We start from the raw sequence: 19,007 nt of genomic DNA on the forward strand, positions 1-19,007 counted from the left end.
CGTCTGGCTGCTACTCACCTGTCCGTTCGTCCTTGTCGTCCGACTCGCCCACAGCCCCCTGGCGCGCGGACCCGGAGCGTGCGGACGGGTCGCCGTCGACCCGTTCACCTGGGCGTCGTCCCGACGACCGCTCCGCGTCAAGCGCGTACTGCAGGATCACCACTGCGGCGGCCTGGTCGACCACCTGCCGGTGCCGGCGCCCGGACCGTCCGGACTCCGTGAGCGCTCGATGTGCGGACACCGTGCTCATCCGCTCATCGACCAAACGCACCTGGATCGGTGCGACGGCGTGCGCCAGTACGCCAGCGTACGCGCGTACACCGTGCGCAGAGGCGCCTTCCGTCCCACTGAGGTGGCGCGGTAGACCGACGTACACACACTCCGCACATCGCTCGCGCGCCTCGTGCACGATCCTGGCGATGTCACTGGGCATCTGTCCAGGACGTGTCCGCGACGTGTCGCGCGCGAGAGTCTCGACCGGGGTCGCGACGAGGCCGTCCGGGTCGCTGGAGGCCAGCCCGACCCGGACGGTTCCGACGTCGACCGCGAGCCGCGCCCCGCGCACGACCTCGTCGTGCGAGTCCGCGCGCATCAGGCGCGCAGCGCCGCGACGATCGCCTCGAGCGCCTCGCCGAGGCGGGCCGCGTCGGTACCGCCGCCCTGGGCCAGGTCGTCCTTGCCGCCACCGCCGCCGCCCAGCACCTGGGACGCGGTGCGCACGAGCGCCCCCGCCTGGCGACCCGCCGCGCGTGCCGCGGCGTTGGTCGCGACGACGACGACCGGACGACCCTTGGCGACACCGCCGACCGCGACGACCGCGGGCGCCGACTCACCGAGCCGCGAACGCACGTCGAGCACGAGGGTGCGCAGGTCGTCGGGCGCCTGCTCCCCCGCGTCGAACGTGACGACGCGCGTGCCGGCCACGTCCTGCGCACCGCCCGCGAGCGTGCCGGCGGCCGCGAGCACCTGCGCCTGACGCAGCGCCGCGAGCTCCTTCTCCGACTCCTTGAGCTTGGTCATCAGGCCGGACACGCGCTCCGCGAGCTCGTCGGGTCGCGCCCCGAGCAGACCCGAGAGCTGCCCGACGAGCGCGCGCTCCTTGGCCTGGTACCCGTACGCACCCGCGCCGACGAGCGCGTCGACGCGCCGCACGCCCGAACCGATCGCCGACTCGGACAGCAGCGTCACCAGACCCAGCTCACCCGAGCGCCGCACGTGCGTGCCCGCGCACAGCTCGAGCGACCAGTCGCCGCCGATCGACACGACGCGCACCTCGTTGCCGTACTTCTCGCCGAACAGCGCCATCGCGCCCATCGCACGCGCCTCGTCGATCGGCTTGATCGAGTCGGTCACCTCGAGGTCGTCCTGCAGACGCTCGTTGACGCGCGCCTCGATCTCCGCGACGACCGTCGCGGGCGTGGCCGACGGCGAGCGGAAGTCGAACCGCAGGCGGCTCGGCGCGTTGAGCGAACCGGCCTGAGTCGCGCTCTCGCCGATCGACTCGTGCAGCGCCTTGTGCACGAGGTGCGTCGCCGTGTGCGCCCGCGCGATCGCCTGCCTGCGCGCGGTGTCGATCGACGCGGTTCCCGGGTCGCCGAGCGCGACCGTGCCGTCGACCAGCCGGCCGTGGTGCACCGAGAGCCCCTTGACGTGCGCCTGCACGTCGTCGACCTCGATGCGTGCGCCGCTGTCGAGCACGATCGTGCCCGTGTCGGCCTGCTGGCCGCCCGCCTCCGCGTAGAACGGGGTGACGTCGAGCACCACCTCGACGTCCGCGGGCGCGGACGCGGCGGGCGCGGGCACGCCGTCGACGAGCAGCCCGACGACCGTCGAGCGCGCGGTCGCGTCGGTGTACCCGACGAACGTGACCGGCTTCGCGCTGGAGGCCGCGAGCGTCGCGTGCAGGTCCTGGTACGCCGAGACGTCGGCGCGACCCGCGCGCTTGGCGAGCGCGTCCGCCCGGGCGCGCGAGCGCTGCTCGGCCATCAGCGCGCGGAACGCCTCGCGGTCCACGTCGACGCCGTGCTCCTCCGCCATCTCGAGCGTCAGGTCGATCGGGAACCCGTACGTGTCGTGCAGCGCGAACGCGTCCGCACCCGAGAGCACCGGCCGATCCGAGGTCGTGCCCGACGACGACACGGGGACACCCGCCGCCTTCGCGCCCGCGACCGCGGTGTCGAGGATCGTCGTGCCGGCCGCGAGCGTGCGCCGGAACGTCTCCTCCTCGGCGTACGCGACCTGGCTGATCCGCTCGAAGTCGCGTGCGAGCTCGGGGTAGGACGCGCTCATCGCGTCGCGGCTCAGCGGCAGCAGGACGGGCAGCGACAGGTCCTCGACGCCGAGCAGGCGCATCGCCCGGATCGAGCGGCGCAGCAGCCGGCGCAGCACGTAACCCCGGCCCTCGTTGGACGGCGTGACGCCGTCGCCCATGAGCATCAGGCCCGAGCGCACGTGGTCCGCCACGACGCGCATGCGCACGTCGTCGTCCCGGTCCGCGCCGTACCGCCTTCCGGACAGCTCGACCGCGCCGTCGATCACCGGGCGCACCTCGTCGATCTCGTACAGGTTGTCGACGCCCTGCAGCAGGTACGCCACGCGCTCGAGGCCCATGCCGGTGTCGATGTTCTTCTGCTTGAGCTCGCCGAGGATCGGGAACGACTCCTTGGTGCCGCCGTTGTCCCGCTCGTACTGCATGAACACGAGGTTCCAGATCTCGAGGTAGCGGTCCTCGTCGACGACCGGTCCGCCCGGTGCGCCGTACTGCGGGCCCCGGTCGACGTAGATCTCCGAGCACGGACCCGCGGGTCCACGCGCACCCGTCGACCAGAAGTTGTCGGTCATGCCACGGCGCTGGATGCGCTCGTCGGGCAGGCCGGCGATCCGCTTCCAGAGCGCCGCCGCCTCGTCGTCGTCGTGGAAGACCGTCACCCAGATCGAGTCGGGGTCGAAACCGTAGCCGCCGTCCGCCTGGCTGCCCGTGACGAGCTCCCACGCGTAGGTGATCGCACCTTCCTTGAAGTAGTCACCGAACGAGAAGTTGCCGTTCATCTGGAAGAACGTGCCGTGCCGGGTCGTCTTGCCGACCTCGTCGATGTCGAGCGTGCGCACGCACTTCTGGACGCTCGTCGCGCGCGGCCACGGCGGAGTCTGCTCACCGAGCATGTACGGGATGAACGGCACCATGCCCGCGATGACGAACAGCGTCGACGGGTCGGGCGAGATGAGCGGCGCAGACGGCACCACGGCGTGGTCGCGCGCGGAGAAGTAGTCGAGCCAGCGCTGGCGGATCTCGGCGGTACGCATGATGTCCTCGTGGTGACGGGCCCGGTCGGGCTGTGGTTCCGCGGCGCTCGCGCGCCGCTCTACGGTGCAACGGCGCTCGCGCGCCGGTCTACAGGATTCGTCCGACTCCCCGGTGGGTGTCAGAAGAAGGATGCCTCGCCGTCGTCGTCGGGGTCCTCCAGGGGGCCCGCCCAGTCGGCCGGCACGCGTGGCGCGCGGGCTCGGGACAGGCCGTCGCGCAGGTCCGCCACGTGCTGCTCGCGGTTCGCGCGAACCTCTTCGACGTCCACGTCCCCGACGAGAGCCGCCCGCAGCTCGGTCTCCCGCTCGGACATGCCGGCGAGGAACTCGCGCCGCGCGGACGTGAAGGCGTGCGTGACGCGCGACGCCCCGTCGACCACGTCCGTGGTCCCGGCGGGCAGGTACTCCTCGGCGATCTGGCGGCCCTTGCGGATCACGACGACCGTCACGGCGACGCCGACGCCGATCCAGAACAGGCGGCGCATCAGCGGCCCTTGCGCACGACACCCTCGGCGAAGCCGCCGAGCGCGCGACGCACGCCGTAGGAGAACGCCGCGACCTTGACCATCGGGCCACCCACCGTCGCGGAGAACAGCGCAGTGAGCGCCGAGACGTTCTCGGAGACCTGGGCCGCCGCGGTCGTGACCGTGTCGATGTTCTCGAGCTGCGCGTTCGACGACGCGACGAGCTGCGCGGTCTCGTCGAGCACCGGGACCGTGTGGTCCGTGAGCTCCTTGACCGAGTCGCGCGTGCTGTCGAGCACCCGTCCCAGCTTGACCAGCGGGAGGGCCAGGAAGCCCACCAGCAGGACGAAGGCCAGTGCGGCGATCAGCCCCGCGACATCTGAGACCGTCACCGGCGCTCCCTTCCTCGGCTCCGCGCTCGAACGCTGCTCACCCTACTGCCCTCGCCGCGGGCGATCCCCGTGACGACGGACGCCCCGCCGGCGACGAGCGCGGGCGGGGCGTCCGGGCCACGGTCCAGGGACCGCGGCAGAGTGTGTCAGGTCAGCGGGCGTAGTACTCGACGACCAGCTGGACCTCGCACGTCACCGGGATCTCGGCGCGCTTGGGTGCGCGCACGAGCACCGACGACAGCTTCTCGAGCTGCACGTCGAGGTAGCCCGGGACGGCCGGCAGGACGTCGCGGTGCGCGCCCGCGGCGGCGACCTGGAACGGCGTCGTCGCCTGGCTCTTCGGCTTCACCTGGATGGTCTGGCCCGGCTTCACGCGGAACGACGGGCGGTCCACGATCTTGCCGTCGACGAGCAGGTGGCGGTGCGTGACCGCCTGGCGCGCCTGCAGGATCGTGCGGGCGAAGCCCGAACGCAGCACGAGCGCGTCCAGACGGGTCTCGAGGTTCTCGACGAGCGCCTCACCGGTCAGCCCCGGGGCCTTGCGGGCGTCCTCGTACGCACGGGCGAGCTGCTTCTCGCGCAGCGCGTACTGGGCGCGCAGACGCTGCTTCTCGCGCAGCCGGACCGCGTAGTCCGACTCGGTGCGACGACGCGCACGGCCGTGCTCGCCGGGCGGGTAGGGGCGCTTCTCGAAGTGCTTGACGGCCTTGGGCGTCAGGGCCAGGCCGAGTGCGCGGCTCAGGCGAACCTGGCGGCGCGAACGGGTCACACTGGTCACAGCGGTACTTCCTGTCGTGTCGATGACGTCACACCCACGTGCGGACGGTCGTCCGGAGGGCGTGGGGCCGACCATTCACGGCGTCGGACCGGAGTCGGACGCCCGGCTAGGGCCCCAGGAGCGCGCACGGCGCAGAACACCGCGCGCGACCGTCCTACCTTACCGGCCCGGGCGGGGATCACCGAATCCGGTCGAGCTCACCCCTCGAGGACCTCGCGGATGCGCGTCAGTCGCTCGGTGACCTGCCGCTCGAACCCGCGGTCCGTCGGCTCGTAGTAGTGCGTGCCCGCGAGCTCGTCGGGCAGGTACTGCTGGGCGGCGATCCCGTGCGGCTCGTCGTGCGCGTAGACGTACTGCCGGCCGTGCCCGAGCCGCTCGGCGCCCGGGTAGTGCGCGTCGCGCAGGTGGGCCGGGACGGTCCCGATGCGCCCGGCCCGCACGTCGGCCAGCGCACGGTCGATGCCCAGGTAGGCCGCGTTGGACTTGGGCGCCGTGGCCAGGTGCACGACCGCCTCGGCGAGCACGATGCGCGCCTCGGGCATGCCGATGAGCTGGACGGCCTGCGCCGCGGCCACGGCCGTCTGCAACGCGCTCGGGTCCGCCATGCCGACGTCCTCCGCCGCCGAGATGACGATGCGCCGCGCGACGAACCGCGGGTCCTCCCCCGCCGCCAGCATGCGGGCCAGGTAGTGCAGCGCCGCATCCACGTCCGAGCCCCGGACCGACTTGATGAACGCGCTGATCACGTCGTAGTGCTGGTCCCCGTCGCGGTCGTAGCGCACCGCAGCCACGTCGATCGCGCGCTCGACGGTCGCGAGGTCGACCGGCACCGGGCCGGCGGCACCGGGATGCGCGGAGAGTGCGGCACCGGCCGCCGCCTCCAGGATCGTGAGCGCCTTGCGCGCATCACCGCCCGCGAGCCGCAGCAGGTGGTCCAGCGCGTCCGCCGCGAGCTCGACCGCTCCACCGAGCCCGCGCTCGTCGACGACCGCCCGTTCGACGAGCCCGCGCACCTCGGCGGTCTCCAGCGGCCGCAGCGTGAGCAGCAGCGAACGCGACAGCAGCGGCGAGTTGACCGAGAAGGACGGGTTCTCGGTGGTCGCCGCGACGAGCGTCACCCACCGGTTCTCGACGCTCGGCAGCAGCGCGTCCTGCTGCGCCTTGGTGAAGCGGTGCACCTCGTCGATGAACAGCACCGTCTCGACGCCGCCCGTCGCGAGCGAGCGCCGCGCGGCGTCGACGACCGCGCGCACGTCCTTGACCCCCGCCGTCACGGCCGACAGCTCGACGAACCGGCGCCCCGAGGTCGACGCGACCAGGTAGGCCAAGGTCGTCTTGCCCGTACCCGGCGGGCCCCACAGCACCACCGAGGTGGGCGCCGCGCGCCGCGCGTCCTCCCCCGCGGGCTCGACCAGCCGGCGCAGCGGCGAGCCCGCGACGAGCAGGTGCGCCTGACCCGCCACCTCGTCGAGCGTGCGTGGTCGCATCCGCACGGCCAGCGGGGCGCCGGCACCGGCGGCGGGCAGACCCTGCTCCCCCTGGGTCGCGACGTCGAACAGGTCCATGGCGTGCAGAGTACGTCCGGCCACCGACGCGGACGCGCACCGCGAGCCCGACGACGGGACCCGGAGGCTCCCCGGCGGCCTGCCACCGGCACCCTCGGCGCCGTCCTGGTTCACCCGGGCGGTCGAAGGTGTGCGCGCGGGCGCCGCGACCTGCGACGATGACGCTCGTGTTCGCCCGCCTCGGTCGCATCGTCGCGCACCACCCGCGCTCCACCGTCGTCGTCTGGCTCGTGCTCACCGTCGCGGGCTACGCGCTCGCGGTGCTCGGTGTGCACGGTGAGTCGCTGTTCGACCGGCTCAGCACGGGCGAGCCCGGCGTCCCCGGCTCGGAGAGCACGCACGGGCGTGAGCTGCTCACCGACGGCTCCGAGTCCGGGCCGTCGCTCACGCTCGCGCTCAGCTCGGTCGACCCGTCCGACCCGGACGTCGCCCTCGCGTTCGCGCCCTCCCGCAGCGACCTCGCCGCCATCCCCGACGTCGAGTCGGTGATCGACCCGCTCGCGCTCCCGGACGGGGCCGCGAACCCTGCGGCGGCGCCCCTGGTGGCGACGGACGGCGACGGCTTCCTCGTCGTCGTCACGATCGAACCCGGGCTCACCGACGACGCGCGCTCCGAAGCGCTGGCCGCGGTCGAGGCGCGCATGGCGACGGTCCCCGACGACCTGGCGGACGCGGCCCCCGACGTGACCGGGCTGATCGGCGGGCCGACCCTGATCGTCGGCGAGATCACCTCGCAGGTGGAACAGGACCTGCGGACCGGCGAGGCGATCGCGCTGCCGATCGCCCTGCTCATCATGATCCTGGTGTTCGGCGGCTTCCTCGCCGCCGCGATGCCGATGGCCGGAGCGATCGCGTCGATCGCCGCCGGCCTGGCCACCGTGCTCGGGCTGTCGTACGTGATGGACATCGACGCGTCCGTGGTCAACGTCGTGACCGTGCTCGGGCTCGGGCTGTCGATCGACTACGGCCTGCTGATCGTGTCCAGGTTCCGCGAGGAGCTGCACCGGCTCGTCGACGACGACGAGGGGCGCTCCGCGCGACGGCGACGCGGCGACGGTGCGGTGCTCACCGCGGTCGAGCGCACCATGGCGACCGCGGGGCGCACGGTGGCGTTCTCCGCGGTGACCGTCGCGATCTCGATCTCGTCGCTGCTCGTCTTCACGCCCGAGATCCTGCGCGCGATCGGCGCCGCCGGGTGCGCCGTGATCCTCATCGCGGTCCTGACCGCGCTGACCCTGGTGCCCGCGCTGCTCACGCTCGCCGGGCGTCGGCTCGCGAAGCCGTCGGTGCTCTCGCGCGTGCCCGGTCTGCGCTGGGTGCTGGCCCGCACGGCCGACGTGGACACCGAGGAGGGCCGGTTCTCGCAGCTCACCGGACGCGTGCAGCGCCACCCCTGGTGGGTCATGGGCGGCGCGCTCGCCGTGCTCGGTGTCATGGCGATCCCGCTCGCGCACCTCGAGCTGCGCATCTCCGGCACCGAGCTGCTGCCCGCCGACAGCGCACAGCGCGAGTTCGTCGACCTGCTGGCCGACCAGTACCCGCTGTCGACGACCGCGCCCGTCGTCATCGTGGCCGAGACCTCGCTCGACGAGGCGACGGCGTGGGCGGTCGAGCTCGAGAGCCTCGACGACGTCGCGTCGGTCGACCCGCCCGCGGCCGACGGCTCCTACGTGACCATCGGCGTGCGACCCGACACCGACGACCCGGGCGGCGAGGTCGCGCGCGGCGTCGTCGAGGAGATCCGGGCGCTCGATCCCGGGTTCCCGACGTGGGTCACCGGTCAGGCCGCAGCGCAGATCGACTTCACCGCAGCGCTCGCGGACGGCGCGCTCTGGGCGGCACTGATCGTCGGCCTCGCGACGTTCGCGCTGCTGTTCCTCATGACCGGCTCGGTGGTCATCCCGATCAAGGCGCTGCTCACCAACGTCGTCTCGCTCGCCGCCTCGCTCGGCGTGCTGGTCTGGGTGTTCCAGGACGGCCACCTCGAGGACCTGCTCGGGTTCACGTCGACCGGCGGCATCGAGACCTACGTGATCGCGCTGGTCATCGCGTTCGCGTTCGGTCTCGCCATGGACTACGAGGTCTTCCTGCTCTCCCGCATCAAGGAGCTGCACGACGCGGGCCGCCCCACCGACGAGGCGGTCCGGCTCGGCCTGCAGCGCTCGGGCCGGATCATCACGTCCGCCGCGGCGATCATCATCGTCGTGTTCTCGGGCTTCGTCGCGGGCGAGCTGCTCGTCATCAAGGAGGTCGGGTTCGCGCTCGCGGTGGCCGTCCTCATCGACGCGACGATCGTGCGGCTGCTGCTCGTGCCCGCGACGATGACGGTCCTGAACGACCTGAACTGGTGGGCGCCTGCGTGGATGCGGCGCATCTACGACCGGCTCGAGCTCACCCACTGAGCGCATCCGCACCCGCGCCGACCGAGAGGAGACCGACTGTGGCGTCACGCCTCACGCGTCCGCGGCGCATCGTCGTCGCCACCCTCGTCAGCGCGGTGGTGCTCGGGAGCTTCGCGTGGCTCGTGCTCCTGCTCGTCGAGATCACCGGCGCGTTCGCGGCACTGGCGCTCACGTGCGTCGCCGTCCTGATCTGGATCGCGCCCCGCTGGCTCCTGCCCCTGCTCCACCCGGCCGAGCCGGCGTCGTACGTCGCGTTCGTCCCGGCTCTGTGGCGCTGGGCGCTGCGGGACGACCGCGCCGTCCTCCCGCAGCCGCCCGGCGGCGCCGACGAGCCCGCGCGACGGCACCCCGCGTTCGACGACGCCGCCGAGCCGCCACGGCGGTGGTGACGGACCACCCCCGCGGCCACCCGAACGGGTGTGTCGGTCGGCGCACGTGATGTGGTGGGGTGGTGCGATGCACCAGGGGGAACCTGGCACCACGTCGCTGCGCGTGCGGCGCTGGGTCGCCGTCGCGCTGACGGTGTTCACGCTGCTCAACCTCGCGAGCACGCTCGCGATCCTCGCCGGCGCGCAGACCGCGCTCGCCGGCGTGTGGTTCGTCGGCTCGATCCTCACGATCGTCCTGTGCTTCGCGACCTGGCGCGCCTGGGGATGGGTGCGCGAGGCCGTGCCGCAGCAACCGTTCGAGATCCCGGACGAGCCGGGGCGCCGGCACACCTCGCTCGGCACCGAGGGCTACGAACCGCCGAGGCGCTGGTGAACCGCCCGGTCGGCGTGCGCTTCGATGCGCGCTACATCGTGCGGCTGACCGTCGCCGTGCTCGTGACGGCGACGGTCGTCCTCGGTGCCGCGGGCGTGCTGTACGCGACCGCGGGCGGCCCGGGTGGCGTGCTCGGCGTGCTGTTCCAGCTGTGCCTGCTCGCGGCGGTGGTGGTGGTCGCGCGCGTGACGTGGCGCTGGGCGCTGCGCGCACGCCCGAGGATGACGGAGCTGCCTCCGATCCACGGACCCGAGCTCCCCCGGCACACGCGGCTGAGCGACCCGACCCAACCGCCACCGTCGCGCTGGTGAGCCGGCGTCAGGTCGGGGGCCGGTCCGCGCCCTGCGGGCCGTACGAGTCGAACCGCGCCTCGCACCGGTAGCCGAGCCGCTCGTAGATCCGGCGGGCGTCGTGGTTGTCCGCGTACATCCCGAGCGACACCCACGACGCGCCGGCGCCGAGCCCGGCCCGGGTCGCCGCCACCGTCAGCGCGGCGCCCCAGCCCCGGCGTCGCGCCGGCGCCCGCACCGCGAGGCCGTGCAGGTGCCACGAGCGGTCCTGCGGGCGCTCACCGCCCTGTGCGTTCGCACCGATCACCCCGAGCAGCTGCCCGTCCTCGCGCACGCCGAACCACGCCAGCTCGTGCGCGCCGCCCGGGTCCGCCGAGGACGTCGGGTTCGCGGCGGTCAGGCACGCACGGATCGCCTCGGCATCCGCGACGGGGTCGAGCTGCTCGACGGACCGGCCGCCCGCGCCCTCGTCGGGAACGGCGGCGGTCGCGAACCAGTCCCACGACGAGAACGGCGCGAGCCCCAGCGCCGCGAGCACCGCAGGTGCGGGATCGCTGCCGCGGGGGACGCTCATCCACCCGTGCGGCTGACCCGCGCGACGCGTCGCGAGGTCCACCACGAGCGCACGCACCACTGCCGGGTCGCCGCGACCGACCACGGTCGGCCGGTCCGACCGATCGACGACCAGCACCACGCCGCGATCGTCGCCGAGCACCTCGATCGGCCGCCAGGCGCGGGCCTCGGACCGCAGCAGGCGGTCCGCGCGCCACCGCGGCGGCAGCAGGTCGAACGCCGACGTCACGGCGCGGGCGTCTCCTGCGGCGTCGTCTCCTGCGGCTTCGACTCCTTCGGCTTGGCGTCGACGCCCGCCTCCCGGCGCTGCTCCGGCGTGATCGGCGCGGGCGCCTGGGTCAGCGGGTCGTAGCCACCGCCCGACTTCGGGAACGCGATGACCTCGCGGATCGACTCGGCACCCGTGAGCAGCGCGACGATCCGGTCCCAGCCGAACGCGATCCCGCCGTGCGGCGGCGCGCCGAACTGGAACGCGTCGAGCAGGAAGCCGAACTTCTCCTGCGCCTCGTCGGGTCCGATGCCCATGACCTCGAACACGCGCTGCTGCACGTCGCGACGGTGGATACGGATCGAGCCGCCACCGATCTCGTTGCCGTTGCAGACGATGTCGTACGCGTAGGCCAGCGCCTCGCCCGGCGACTCCTCGAAGCGGTCGATCCACTCGGGCGTCGGCGACGTGAACGCGTGGTGCACGGCCGTCCACGCACCGCCGCCGACCGCCACGTCGTCGTCCTCGCCCGTGGGCTTGAACAGCGGCGCGTCGACGACCCAGAGGAACGACCACGTGCTCTCGTCGATCAGACCCCCGCGGCGACCGATCTCCAGTCGTGCGGCACCCAGCAGTGCGCGCGCCTCGCTCTGGCGGCCCGCCGCGAAGAAGATCGCGTCGCCCGGCTGCGCGCCGGTCGCGGCGGCCAGCCCGGCGCGCTCGTCGTCGGTGATGTTCTTGGCGACCGGCCCGGCGAGCTCGCCGTCCTCGCCGACCGTGACGTACGCGAGGCCCCTGGCGCCGCGCTGCTTGGCCCACTCCTGCCACGCGTCGAAGCCGCGACGCGGGGTGGCGGCGCCGCCCGGCTGCACCACCGCGCCGACGTACGGCGCCTGGAACACGCGGAACGGCGTGCCGGCGAAGTAGGTCGTGAGGTCGACGAGCTCGAGACCGAACCGCAGGTCCGGCTTGTCGGTGCCGTACTTCTCCATCGCCTCGGCGAACGTCATGCGCCGGATCGGCGTCGGGATCTCGACGTCGACCAGGTGCCACAGCGCGACCAGCACCTGCTCGGCGAGCGCGATGACGTCGTCCTGCTCGACGAAGCTCATCTCGACGTCGAGCTGCGTGAACTCGGGCTGCCGGTCCGCGCGGAAGTCCTCGTCGCGGTAGCAGCGGGCGATCTGGTAGTACCGCTCGAGCCCCGCGACCATGAGGAGCTGCTTGAACAGCTGCGGCGACTGCGGCAGCGCGTACCAGCTGCCGGGCGACAGCCGCGCGGGCACCAGGAAGTCGCGCGCGCCCTCGGGGGTGGAACGCGTCAGCGTCGGCGTCTCGACCTCGACGAAGTCGTTCGCCTCGAGGACCGCACGCGCAGCCTGGCTCACCTGCGAACGCAGCCGGATCGCACGCGCGGGCGCGGGCCGGCGCAGGTCGAGGTAGCGGTACTTGAGGCGTGCCTCCTCGCCGACCTGCTCGTCGAGCGCGGAGGAGACCTGGAACGGCAGCGGCGCCGACTCGTTGAGCACCACTACCTCGGTCGCGACGACCTCGATCTCACCGGTCGCGAGGTTCGGGTTCTCGTTGCCCTCCGGCCGACGACCGACCTCGCCCGTCACCTGCAGCACGTACTCCGCGCGCAGGCCGTGCGCGACCGCCTCGTCGCGCACGACGACCTGGGCGATGCCCGACGCGTCCCGCAGGTCGACGAACGCGACCCCGCCGTGATCGCGCCGGCGGTCCACCCAGCCCGTGAGGGTGACGGTGGTGCCGAGGTGCTCGGCCCGCAGCGAGCCGGCGGTGTGGGTGCGCAGCACGGAAGATCCTTCGAGTCGGGGTCGCGCCCGGACGGGCACCGCGTCGATCATAGTTGCGACCGCGCCGCGGGCCCGACCCCATTCCTCGGCATCCGGCCGCGGTGGTCGCAAGCCGCGGCGGAAAGAAGCCGGGGTGGTCAGAACAGGCCCGGTTGCAAGGTGGCCGCGGGTTCGGGGGTCTCGCCGGGGCGCCGGGCCCAGCGTCGCTCGACGTCGTCGGACCGGGGTTGCGCACGGCGCCCGTCCAGGCCGTGGTGCGCGAGCAGCGGGCGCACGCGCGCGGTCAACCAGTCGCGGTAGGGCCGGTGCGGGTACGAGCCGCCGCCGTAGACCCGGCCGTAGCCCGCGAGCAGGTCCGGCCGCTCACGTTCGAGCCACGCCAGGAACCACTCCCGCGCGCCCGGCCGTAGGTGCAGCGCGAGCACGGTCGCCCGCTGCGCACCCGCCTCGGCCAACGCGGCGAGCAGACGGTCGAGGTGGTCGACCGAGTCGGTGAGCCACGGCAGCACAGGAGCGACCATGACGTGCACCGGCAGCCCGGCGTCCCGCACCGCCCGGACGAGCTCGAGACGAGCGCGGGCGCTGGGTGTCCCCGGCTCGAGCCGCTGCTGCAGGTCGTCGTCGAGCACGGCGATCGAGACACCGATCGAGACCGGGACCTCGTCCGCGGCGGCGGCGAGCACGGGCAGGTCACGGCGCAGCAGGGTGCCCTTGGTCAGCACCGACAACGGCGTCCCCGACGACGCCAGCGCGCCGATCACGCCCGGCATCAGCGCGTAGCGGCCCTCGGCCCGCTGGTACGGGTCGGTGTTGGTGCCGAGCGCCACGTGCTCGCGCACCCACGAGGGCCGTTCCACCTCGGCGCGCAGCACCTCGGCGACGTTGGTCTTGACGACGATCTGCGTGTCGAAGTCACGGCCGGCGTCGAGGTCGAGGTACCGGTGGGTGCCGCGGGCGAAGCAGTAGACGCATCGGTGCAGGCAGCCGCGCATCGGGTTCACGGTCCAGCGGAACGGCACCTGCGACGCCGCCGGCACGTGCGAGAGCGCCGACCGCGCGAGCACCTCGTGGAACGTCACGCCCGCGAACTCGGGCGTACGCACCGTGCGCACGAGCCCGGCCAGCGCAGGGCTCCCGAGGGACAGGCCCGGCAGCGCGCCGTCGTCGTCCGCGATCCTCTGCCCGTCCCACCTCACCCGGGTATTCGAACACGTGTTCGCTACTGCGGCAAGCCCGACGAGCCCGCGCGACGGATCAGCCCGCCGGGACGACCCGCGGCCACAGGTCGTCGGCCGGCGGCGCCCACGTCCGCACGTCGGCGGGCACCTGGTCCCCCGAACGGATGTCCTTGACCTCGTCGGCCTGGCCGCCCGCGTCGGCCGGACCCGGGAACCAGACGAACGGGATCCCCCGCCGGTCGGCGTGCCGGATCTGCTTGCCGAACTTCGCGGCGGACGGCGCGACCTCGACCGGGATCCCCCGCTCGCGCAGCCCCGCGGCGACGGCCTCGGACCGCTCGCGGTCCTCCTCGGAGGACACCGCGACGAGCACGGCCGACGGCACCGAACGCGTCGCCCGGACCAGCCCCGCGCCGAGCAGTCGCGAGACGAGCCGCGAGACGCCGATCGAGAGCCCGACCCCGGGATAGGTCGTCGTGCCGTCGGACGCGAGCGTGTCGTAACGCCCGCCCGAGCAGATCGACCCGAGCTGCTCGTGGCCGACGAGCACGGTCTCGTAGACCGAACCCGTGTAGTAGTCGAGCCCGCGCGCGATCTTGAGGTCGGCCACGACGACGCCGGGTGCGCGGTCCTGCGCCGCCCGGACGAGCTGCCCGAGCTCGGCGAGCCCGATGTCGAGCAGCTCGTGCTGCACGCCGTACTCGGTCGCGAGCACACGCACGCGATCGACCACGTCCTCGTCGGACCCGCTGATCGACGCGAGCTCGAGGCACGCGGTGGCCTGGTCGAGCGTCGCGCCCGCCTCCTCCTCGAGGAGGCCGACGACAGAGTCGCCGCCGATCTTGTCGAGCTTGTCGATCGTGCGCAGCACGGCCTCGACGTCGGTGAGCCCGAGCCCGCGGTAGAAGCCCTCGGCGACCTTGCGATTGTTCACCAGGATGCGCACCGGCGGCAGGCCGATCTCGCGCAGCGCCGCGAACGCGGACGCCATCACCAGCGGCAGCTCGACCTCGACGTGGTACGGCAGCTCGCCCGCGCCCACCACGTCGATGTCCGCCTGCACGAACTCCCGGAACCGGCCGTCCTGCGGCCGCTCACCACGCCAGACCTTCTGGATCTGGTAGCGGCGGAACGGGAAGGCCAGGTGCCCCGCGTTCTCGAGCACGTAGCGCGCGAACGGCACAGTGAGGTCGAAGTGCAGACCGAGCTGGCCGCCGGCCTGGCCGCGCTCCGGCGCGTCCGGGTCCTCCTGCAGCCGGCGCAGGACGTACACCTCCTTGGAGGTCTCGCCCTTGCGCAGCAGCTGGTCGAGCGGCTCGACCGCTCGCGTCTCGATGCCCGCGAAGCCGTGCAGCTCGAACGTCCGCCGCAGCACGTCGAGCACGTGCTGCTCGACGATCCTGCCTTCGGGCAGCCACTCGGGGAATCCGGACAGAGGTGTCGGTCGCGCCATGGTGTGATCCTGCCATCTGGTCGGAGCCCGTCGGGGGCTCGGGTCGGCTCTGTGGACGGCGTGGGTCAGCGCCCGACGAGGTAGGGGTTGGTCGCCAGCTCCGTCGCCACGTCGCTCGTCGGACCGTGACCGGGCACGACGACGAGCGCAGGGTCGAGCGTGGCGACGACCTCGCGCAGCGTGCGGGCCATCTCGTCGCCGTCGCCGCCGGGCAGGTCCGTCCGTCCGATCGTCCCCGCGAACAGCACGTCGCCGGTGAGCACGAGCGGCCCGACGAGGTAGAGCGTCGACCCCTGCGTATGGCCGGGCGCATGCCGCGCGACCAGGTCCCACCCGGGGACGGGCGCGAGCTCGTCGTCGCGCCCGCCGCCCACCGAGCCGAACGTCTCGACGTCCGTCGGCACCCGGTAGGTCGTCGGATCGGCGCCCGCGGCGCGCAGCGCCTGCGCGAGCGGCCCGTCCGGGTCGTGCGGACGCCCGCCGAGCGCACCGAGCGTGCCGAACGGGTCCGCCAGCCGGTAGGCGTCGGCCGCGTGCACCCGGACGGGCACCCCGAGCGCACCGCCGACCTCGGCCGCGTCCCAGCAGTGGTCCACGTGCCCGTGCGTGAGCAGCACAGCGACCGGCCGCAGGGCGCGCTCTCGCACGAGCGCGACGACGTGCGGTGCGACGAGCGCACCCGGGTCCACGACGACGCACGAACCGTCGGCCGCCACGAGCACCGAGCAGCGCGCACCGAACACCGGGGAGATCACCGTCAGCACGTCCACGGGAGGCACCGTAGCCGGGTCGGCCCGGCGCCGGTGGGCGGTTCCGTGACCTGACTGTGACGTCCGAGCGCGCCAGGGCGTTCGGCACCCTCGCTGGCCTGCCTAGACTGTCCGGGGTCCCGTCGTGCGCAGGAGCAGGGTGGCCGGTCCACCGGACCTCCCGCACACGGGCGCAAACAGTGGTGCGTCGGCAAGGAGTCGGGTTGTCCAGCAAGCGCGAGCGCGAGTACGAGCGCCGCCGTTACGAGAAGCGTCAGGTCCGCGTGGCGAAGGCCGACATGCGGCGGCACCAGCGTCAGGTGATCGCGACGATCATCGTCGTGGCGATCGTCGCCGTGATCGGTGTCGTCGGGGTCGTCGCGGCGACGTCCGGTGACGACACGGCTGCCGGCGACGGTGCGACCAGCACGCCCGTGGTCGATGCCACTGCGCCGGTCACGGCCGAGCCGACGCCCGAGGTGACGCGCGATCCCCTGACCCCGGACCCCTCGGTCGCCGAGGCCCGCACGTGGACCGGCGACCTGACGCTCAACTCCGGAGACATCGGCATCGAGCTCGACGGCGCCGCCGCGCCGCAGGCCGTGGCGAACTTCGTCACGCTCGCGCAGCAGGGCTTCTTCGACGGCACGAAGTGCCACCGGCTCACCACCGACGGCATCTACGTGCTGCAGTGCGGCGACCCGGAGGGCACCGGCGGCGGCGGTCCGGGATACTCGTGGGGCCCGATCGAGAACGCCCCGACAGACGACGTCTACCCCGCCGGGACCATCGCGATGGCCCGGGTCGGCAACGACGGCGCCTCGATGGGCTCGCAGTTCTTCCTCGTCTACGAGGACAGCACCATCCCGTCGGACTCGGCGGGCGGCTACACCGTGTTCGGTCACATCACGTCCGGCTTGGACGTGGTGACGACCATCGCCGACGCGGGCACCGTGGACGGCGCCAGTGATGGCGCCCCGGTGAACGACGTCATCATCGAGGGAGTGAAGATCCAGTGACGCAGACCCCGGACCCCACCGCGGTTCCCGAGCCGACCGACACTCCCCCGCTCGACGACGCGACGACCCCCGCCGCCGAGGCGGATGTCACCGAGGCGGATGTCACCGAGCCGGTCGCCGACGAGACGCCCTCCGACGAGACGCCCTCCGACGAGACCCTTCCGGACGAGACGCCCGCGGACGAGACGCCCGCTGACGACGCAGTCGCCGATGCGGTAGTCGCCGACGAGACGCCCGCGGACGACGCAGTCGCCGACGACGTTGCTCCCGAGCCGGTCGTCGAAGAGGCAGCCGTCGAGGAGCAGGTCGTCGAGGAGCAGGTCGTCGAGACGCCCGCCGACGAGGCTCTCGCCGATGACGACGTCGCAGGGACCGTCACCGACGAGACGGCGACGACCGACGCCGCTCCCGCCGACGAGGCCTCTGCCGAGGCCGCTCCCGCCGACGAGGCTCCTGCCGACGTCGCTCCTGCCGACGAGGCTCCTGCCGACGAGGCTCCCGCCGACGAGGCTCCTGCCGACGAGGCCCCTGCCGAGGCCGCTCCCGCCGACGAGGCTCCTGCCGACGTCGCTCCTGCCGACGTCGCTCCCGCCGAGGTCGGTCACGACGAGAGCGCCGCGGAGGTTGCGCCGACGCCCGCGCCGCGACCCGGTCCGCGACCGTCGCCCGCGAGCATCGGTCCGCGGCCCGTCCCGCGACCGCCTGTCACGCCGGCGGCCGGGCCTGTCGCGCCGACCGCACCGGCACCGGCACCCGCGCCCCCTGTCGACGCCGCCGAGGCCGCGCTCGCCGCGACGTTCGGTTCGGTCGACGAGGACGGCACCGTGCATGTGCGCGAGGCCGCGGGCGACCGCGTCGTCGGACAGTACCCGGGTGCGACCGCGGAGGAGGCGCTCGCGCTCTACGTGCGGCGGTTCCTGGACCTGCAGGCCAAGGTCACGGTCTTCGAGGCCCGGCTCGGCGCGACCGACCTCGCCGTCAAGGAGATCGACCAGACGCTCGCACGCCTCACCGAGGAGCTCGCGGAGCCGGCCGCCGTCGGCGACCTCGACGGCCTGCGGGCCCGGCTCGAGGCGCTGCACGAGGTCGCCGCCGAGCGACGCGCCCAGGCCGAGGCGGCCCGTCAGGCTGCTCGTCAGGCTGCGGTCGAGTCCCGCACGGCGATCGTCGAGCAGGCCGAGCGGATCGCCGGCACGGACCCGTCCCGTATCCAGTGGCGTCCCGCCGGCGAGCAGCTGCGGGTCCTCCTCGACGAGTGGAAGGAGGCCCAGCGCAGCGGACCGCGCCTGGACCGCCCCACCGAGGAGTCGCTGTGGAAGCGGTTCAGCCACGCTCGCACGACGTTCGACCGTGAGCGACGGCACTTCTTCGCCGAGCTCGAGGCACGCAACGCGGACGCCAAGGTGGTCAAGGAGAAGCTCGTCGCCGAGGCGGAGCGCCTGCAGTCCAGCACCGACTGGGGCGCGACGGCCGGTACCTTCCGCGACCTCATGACGCAGTGGAAGTCGGCCGGCCGCGCGAGCCGCTCGGACGACGACGCCCTGTGGGCTCGGTTCCGTGCCGCCCAGGACGCGTTCTTTGCCGCCCGGGACGCGCAGAACGCGGCGACCGACGCCGAGTTCTCCGCGAACCTGCAGGTCAAGGAAGCGCTGCTGGTCGAGGCGGAGGCGCTGGTCCCGATCCGCGACCTCGCGGCTGCCAAGCAGGCGATCCGTGGCATCCAGGACCGTTGGGAGTCGGCGGGCAAGGTGCCGCGGGGCGACATCCAGCGCGTCGAGGCCCGCCTGCGCGTGGTGGAGACCGCGATTCGTGACGCGGAGCAGTCGCAGTGGTCGCGGTCGAACCCGGAGACGCGGGCGCGTGCCGAGGGCGCCGCTGCGCAGCTCGAGCAGGCGATCGTGGCGCTCGAGGCCGACCTCGCCAAGGCGAAGGCGGCCGGTGACAAGCGCAAGGTCGCCGACGCGCAGGCCGCACTCGACGCGCGGCGGTCGTGGCTCGAGCAGGTGCAGCGCGCGGCGTCGGACGCCCGGGGCTGACCCCGCCCGTCCACAGAC

General features: G+C 73.4%; 17 protein-coding genes. 6 read left to right on the top strand and 11 right to left on the bottom strand.

Annotation, left to right across the window (positions count from 1 at the left end; translation table 11 throughout):
• Positions 1–10 precede the first annotated feature (10 nt).
• From ruvX to CCO02nite_RS01530, 6 genes are all read right to left on the bottom strand, one after another.
• The gene (ruvX, locus tag CCO02nite_RS01505) at positions 11–592 is read right to left on the bottom strand and encodes a Holliday junction resolvase RuvX (protein ID WP_146841254.1); all 582 of its coding nucleotides are present in this window, start codon (positions 590–592) and stop codon (positions 11–13) included.
• On the bottom strand, positions 592–3,303 hold the full coding sequence (gene alaS, locus CCO02nite_RS01510) for an alanine--tRNA ligase (protein WP_146841255.1): 2,712 nt from the start codon (positions 3,301–3,303) through the stop codon (positions 592–594). Before alaS ends, ruvX begins: the two co-directional genes overlap by 1 nt.
• A 119-nt stretch (positions 3,304–3,422) precedes the next feature.
• Positions 3,423–3,788 (bottom strand): hypothetical protein, encoded by a 366-nt coding sequence (locus tag CCO02nite_RS01515; RefSeq protein WP_146841256.1) that lies wholly within the window; start codon positions 3,786–3,788, stop codon positions 3,423–3,425.
• Positions 3,788–4,159 (bottom strand): DUF948 domain-containing protein, encoded by a 372-nt coding sequence (locus tag CCO02nite_RS01520; RefSeq protein WP_146841257.1) that lies wholly within the window; start codon positions 4,157–4,159, stop codon positions 3,788–3,790. The genes CCO02nite_RS01515 and CCO02nite_RS01520 overlap by 1 nt, the downstream gene beginning before the upstream one ends.
• A 151-nt stretch (positions 4,160–4,310) precedes the next feature.
• Positions 4,311–4,937 (bottom strand): 30S ribosomal protein S4, encoded by a 627-nt coding sequence (rpsD, locus tag CCO02nite_RS01525; RefSeq protein ID WP_146841258.1) that lies wholly within the window; start codon positions 4,935–4,937, stop codon positions 4,311–4,313.
• Positions 4,938–5,134: 197 nt separating this feature from the next.
• The gene (locus tag CCO02nite_RS01530) at positions 5,135–6,502 is read right to left on the bottom strand and encodes a replication-associated recombination protein A (RefSeq protein WP_146841259.1); all 1,368 of its coding nucleotides are present in this window, start codon (positions 6,500–6,502) and stop codon (positions 5,135–5,137) included.
• A gap of 158 nt (positions 6,503–6,660) precedes the next feature.
• Between CCO02nite_RS01530 and CCO02nite_RS01535 the strand changes: the two genes are divergently transcribed.
• The 4 genes from CCO02nite_RS01535 to CCO02nite_RS01550 all read left to right on the top strand — a co-directional run bounded on the left by CCO02nite_RS01535 (position 6,661) and on the right by CCO02nite_RS01550 (position 9,977).
• The gene (locus CCO02nite_RS01535; protein WP_146841260.1) at positions 6,661–8,904 is read left to right on the top strand and encodes an MMPL family transporter; all 2,244 of its coding nucleotides are present in this window, start codon (positions 6,661–6,663) and stop codon (positions 8,902–8,904) included.
• A gap of 38 nt (positions 8,905–8,942) precedes the next feature.
• Positions 8,943–9,293: a hypothetical protein gene (locus tag CCO02nite_RS01540; protein ID WP_146841261.1), complete on the top strand. Its 351-nt coding sequence runs from the start codon at positions 8,943–8,945 to the stop codon at positions 9,291–9,293.
• Positions 9,294–9,360: 67 nt separating this feature from the next.
• On the top strand, positions 9,361–9,666 hold the full coding sequence (locus CCO02nite_RS01545) for a hypothetical protein (protein WP_146841262.1): 306 nt from the start codon (positions 9,361–9,363) through the stop codon (positions 9,664–9,666).
• Positions 9,663–9,977 (top strand): hypothetical protein, encoded by a 315-nt coding sequence (locus CCO02nite_RS01550; protein WP_146841263.1) that lies wholly within the window; start codon positions 9,663–9,665, stop codon positions 9,975–9,977. The genes CCO02nite_RS01545 and CCO02nite_RS01550 overlap by 4 nt, the downstream gene beginning before the upstream one ends.
• Positions 9,978–9,984: 7 nt before the next feature.
• Here the strand turns inward: CCO02nite_RS01550 and CCO02nite_RS01555 are convergent, their stop codons facing one another.
• From CCO02nite_RS01555 to CCO02nite_RS01575, 5 genes are all read right to left on the bottom strand, one after another.
• Complete coding sequence (locus tag CCO02nite_RS01555) at positions 9,985–10,758, bottom strand: GNAT family N-acetyltransferase (RefSeq protein WP_146841264.1); 774 nt, start codon at positions 10,756–10,758, stop codon at positions 9,985–9,987.
• On the bottom strand, positions 10,755–12,554 hold the full coding sequence (gene aspS / locus CCO02nite_RS01560) for an aspartate--tRNA ligase (protein WP_146841265.1): 1,800 nt from the start codon (positions 12,552–12,554) through the stop codon (positions 10,755–10,757). Before aspS ends, CCO02nite_RS01555 begins: the two co-directional genes overlap by 4 nt.
• Before the next feature lie 137 nt (positions 12,555–12,691).
• A complete protein-coding gene (locus CCO02nite_RS01565) occupies positions 12,692–13,750 on the bottom strand; it encodes an Rv2578c family radical SAM protein (protein WP_146841266.1) in 1,059 nt (352 codons plus the stop codon).
• Positions 13,751–13,808: 58 nt separating this feature from the next.
• Positions 13,809–15,185 carry a histidine--tRNA ligase gene (gene hisS, locus CCO02nite_RS01570; RefSeq protein WP_146841267.1) on the bottom strand — a complete coding sequence of 459 codons (1,377 nt, stop codon included), beginning with the start codon at positions 15,183–15,185 and terminating at the stop codon, positions 13,809–13,811.
• Positions 15,186–15,250: 65 nt separating this feature from the next.
• On the bottom strand, positions 15,251–15,955 hold the full coding sequence (locus CCO02nite_RS01575) for an MBL fold metallo-hydrolase (RefSeq protein ID WP_146841268.1): 705 nt from the start codon (positions 15,953–15,955) through the stop codon (positions 15,251–15,253).
• Between the two features lie 203 nt (positions 15,956–16,158).
• On the opposite strand from CCO02nite_RS01575, the gene CCO02nite_RS01580 reads away from it, so the two are divergent.
• Entirely contained in the window at positions 16,159–16,953 is a 795-nt protein-coding gene (locus CCO02nite_RS01580; protein ID WP_246117260.1) for a peptidylprolyl isomerase, read from the top strand.
• Positions 16,950–18,989, top strand: coding sequence for a DUF349 domain-containing protein (locus CCO02nite_RS01585; RefSeq protein ID WP_146841269.1), 2,040 nt, complete (start codon positions 16,950–16,952; stop codon positions 18,987–18,989). The genes CCO02nite_RS01580 and CCO02nite_RS01585 overlap by 4 nt, the downstream gene beginning before the upstream one ends.
• Positions 18,990–19,007 lie beyond the last annotated feature (18 nt).

It is taken from the genome of Cellulomonas composti (assembly GCF_007990245.1).
GTDB classification, from domain to species: domain Bacteria; phylum Actinomycetota; class Actinomycetes; order Actinomycetales; family Cellulomonadaceae; genus Cellulomonas; species Cellulomonas composti.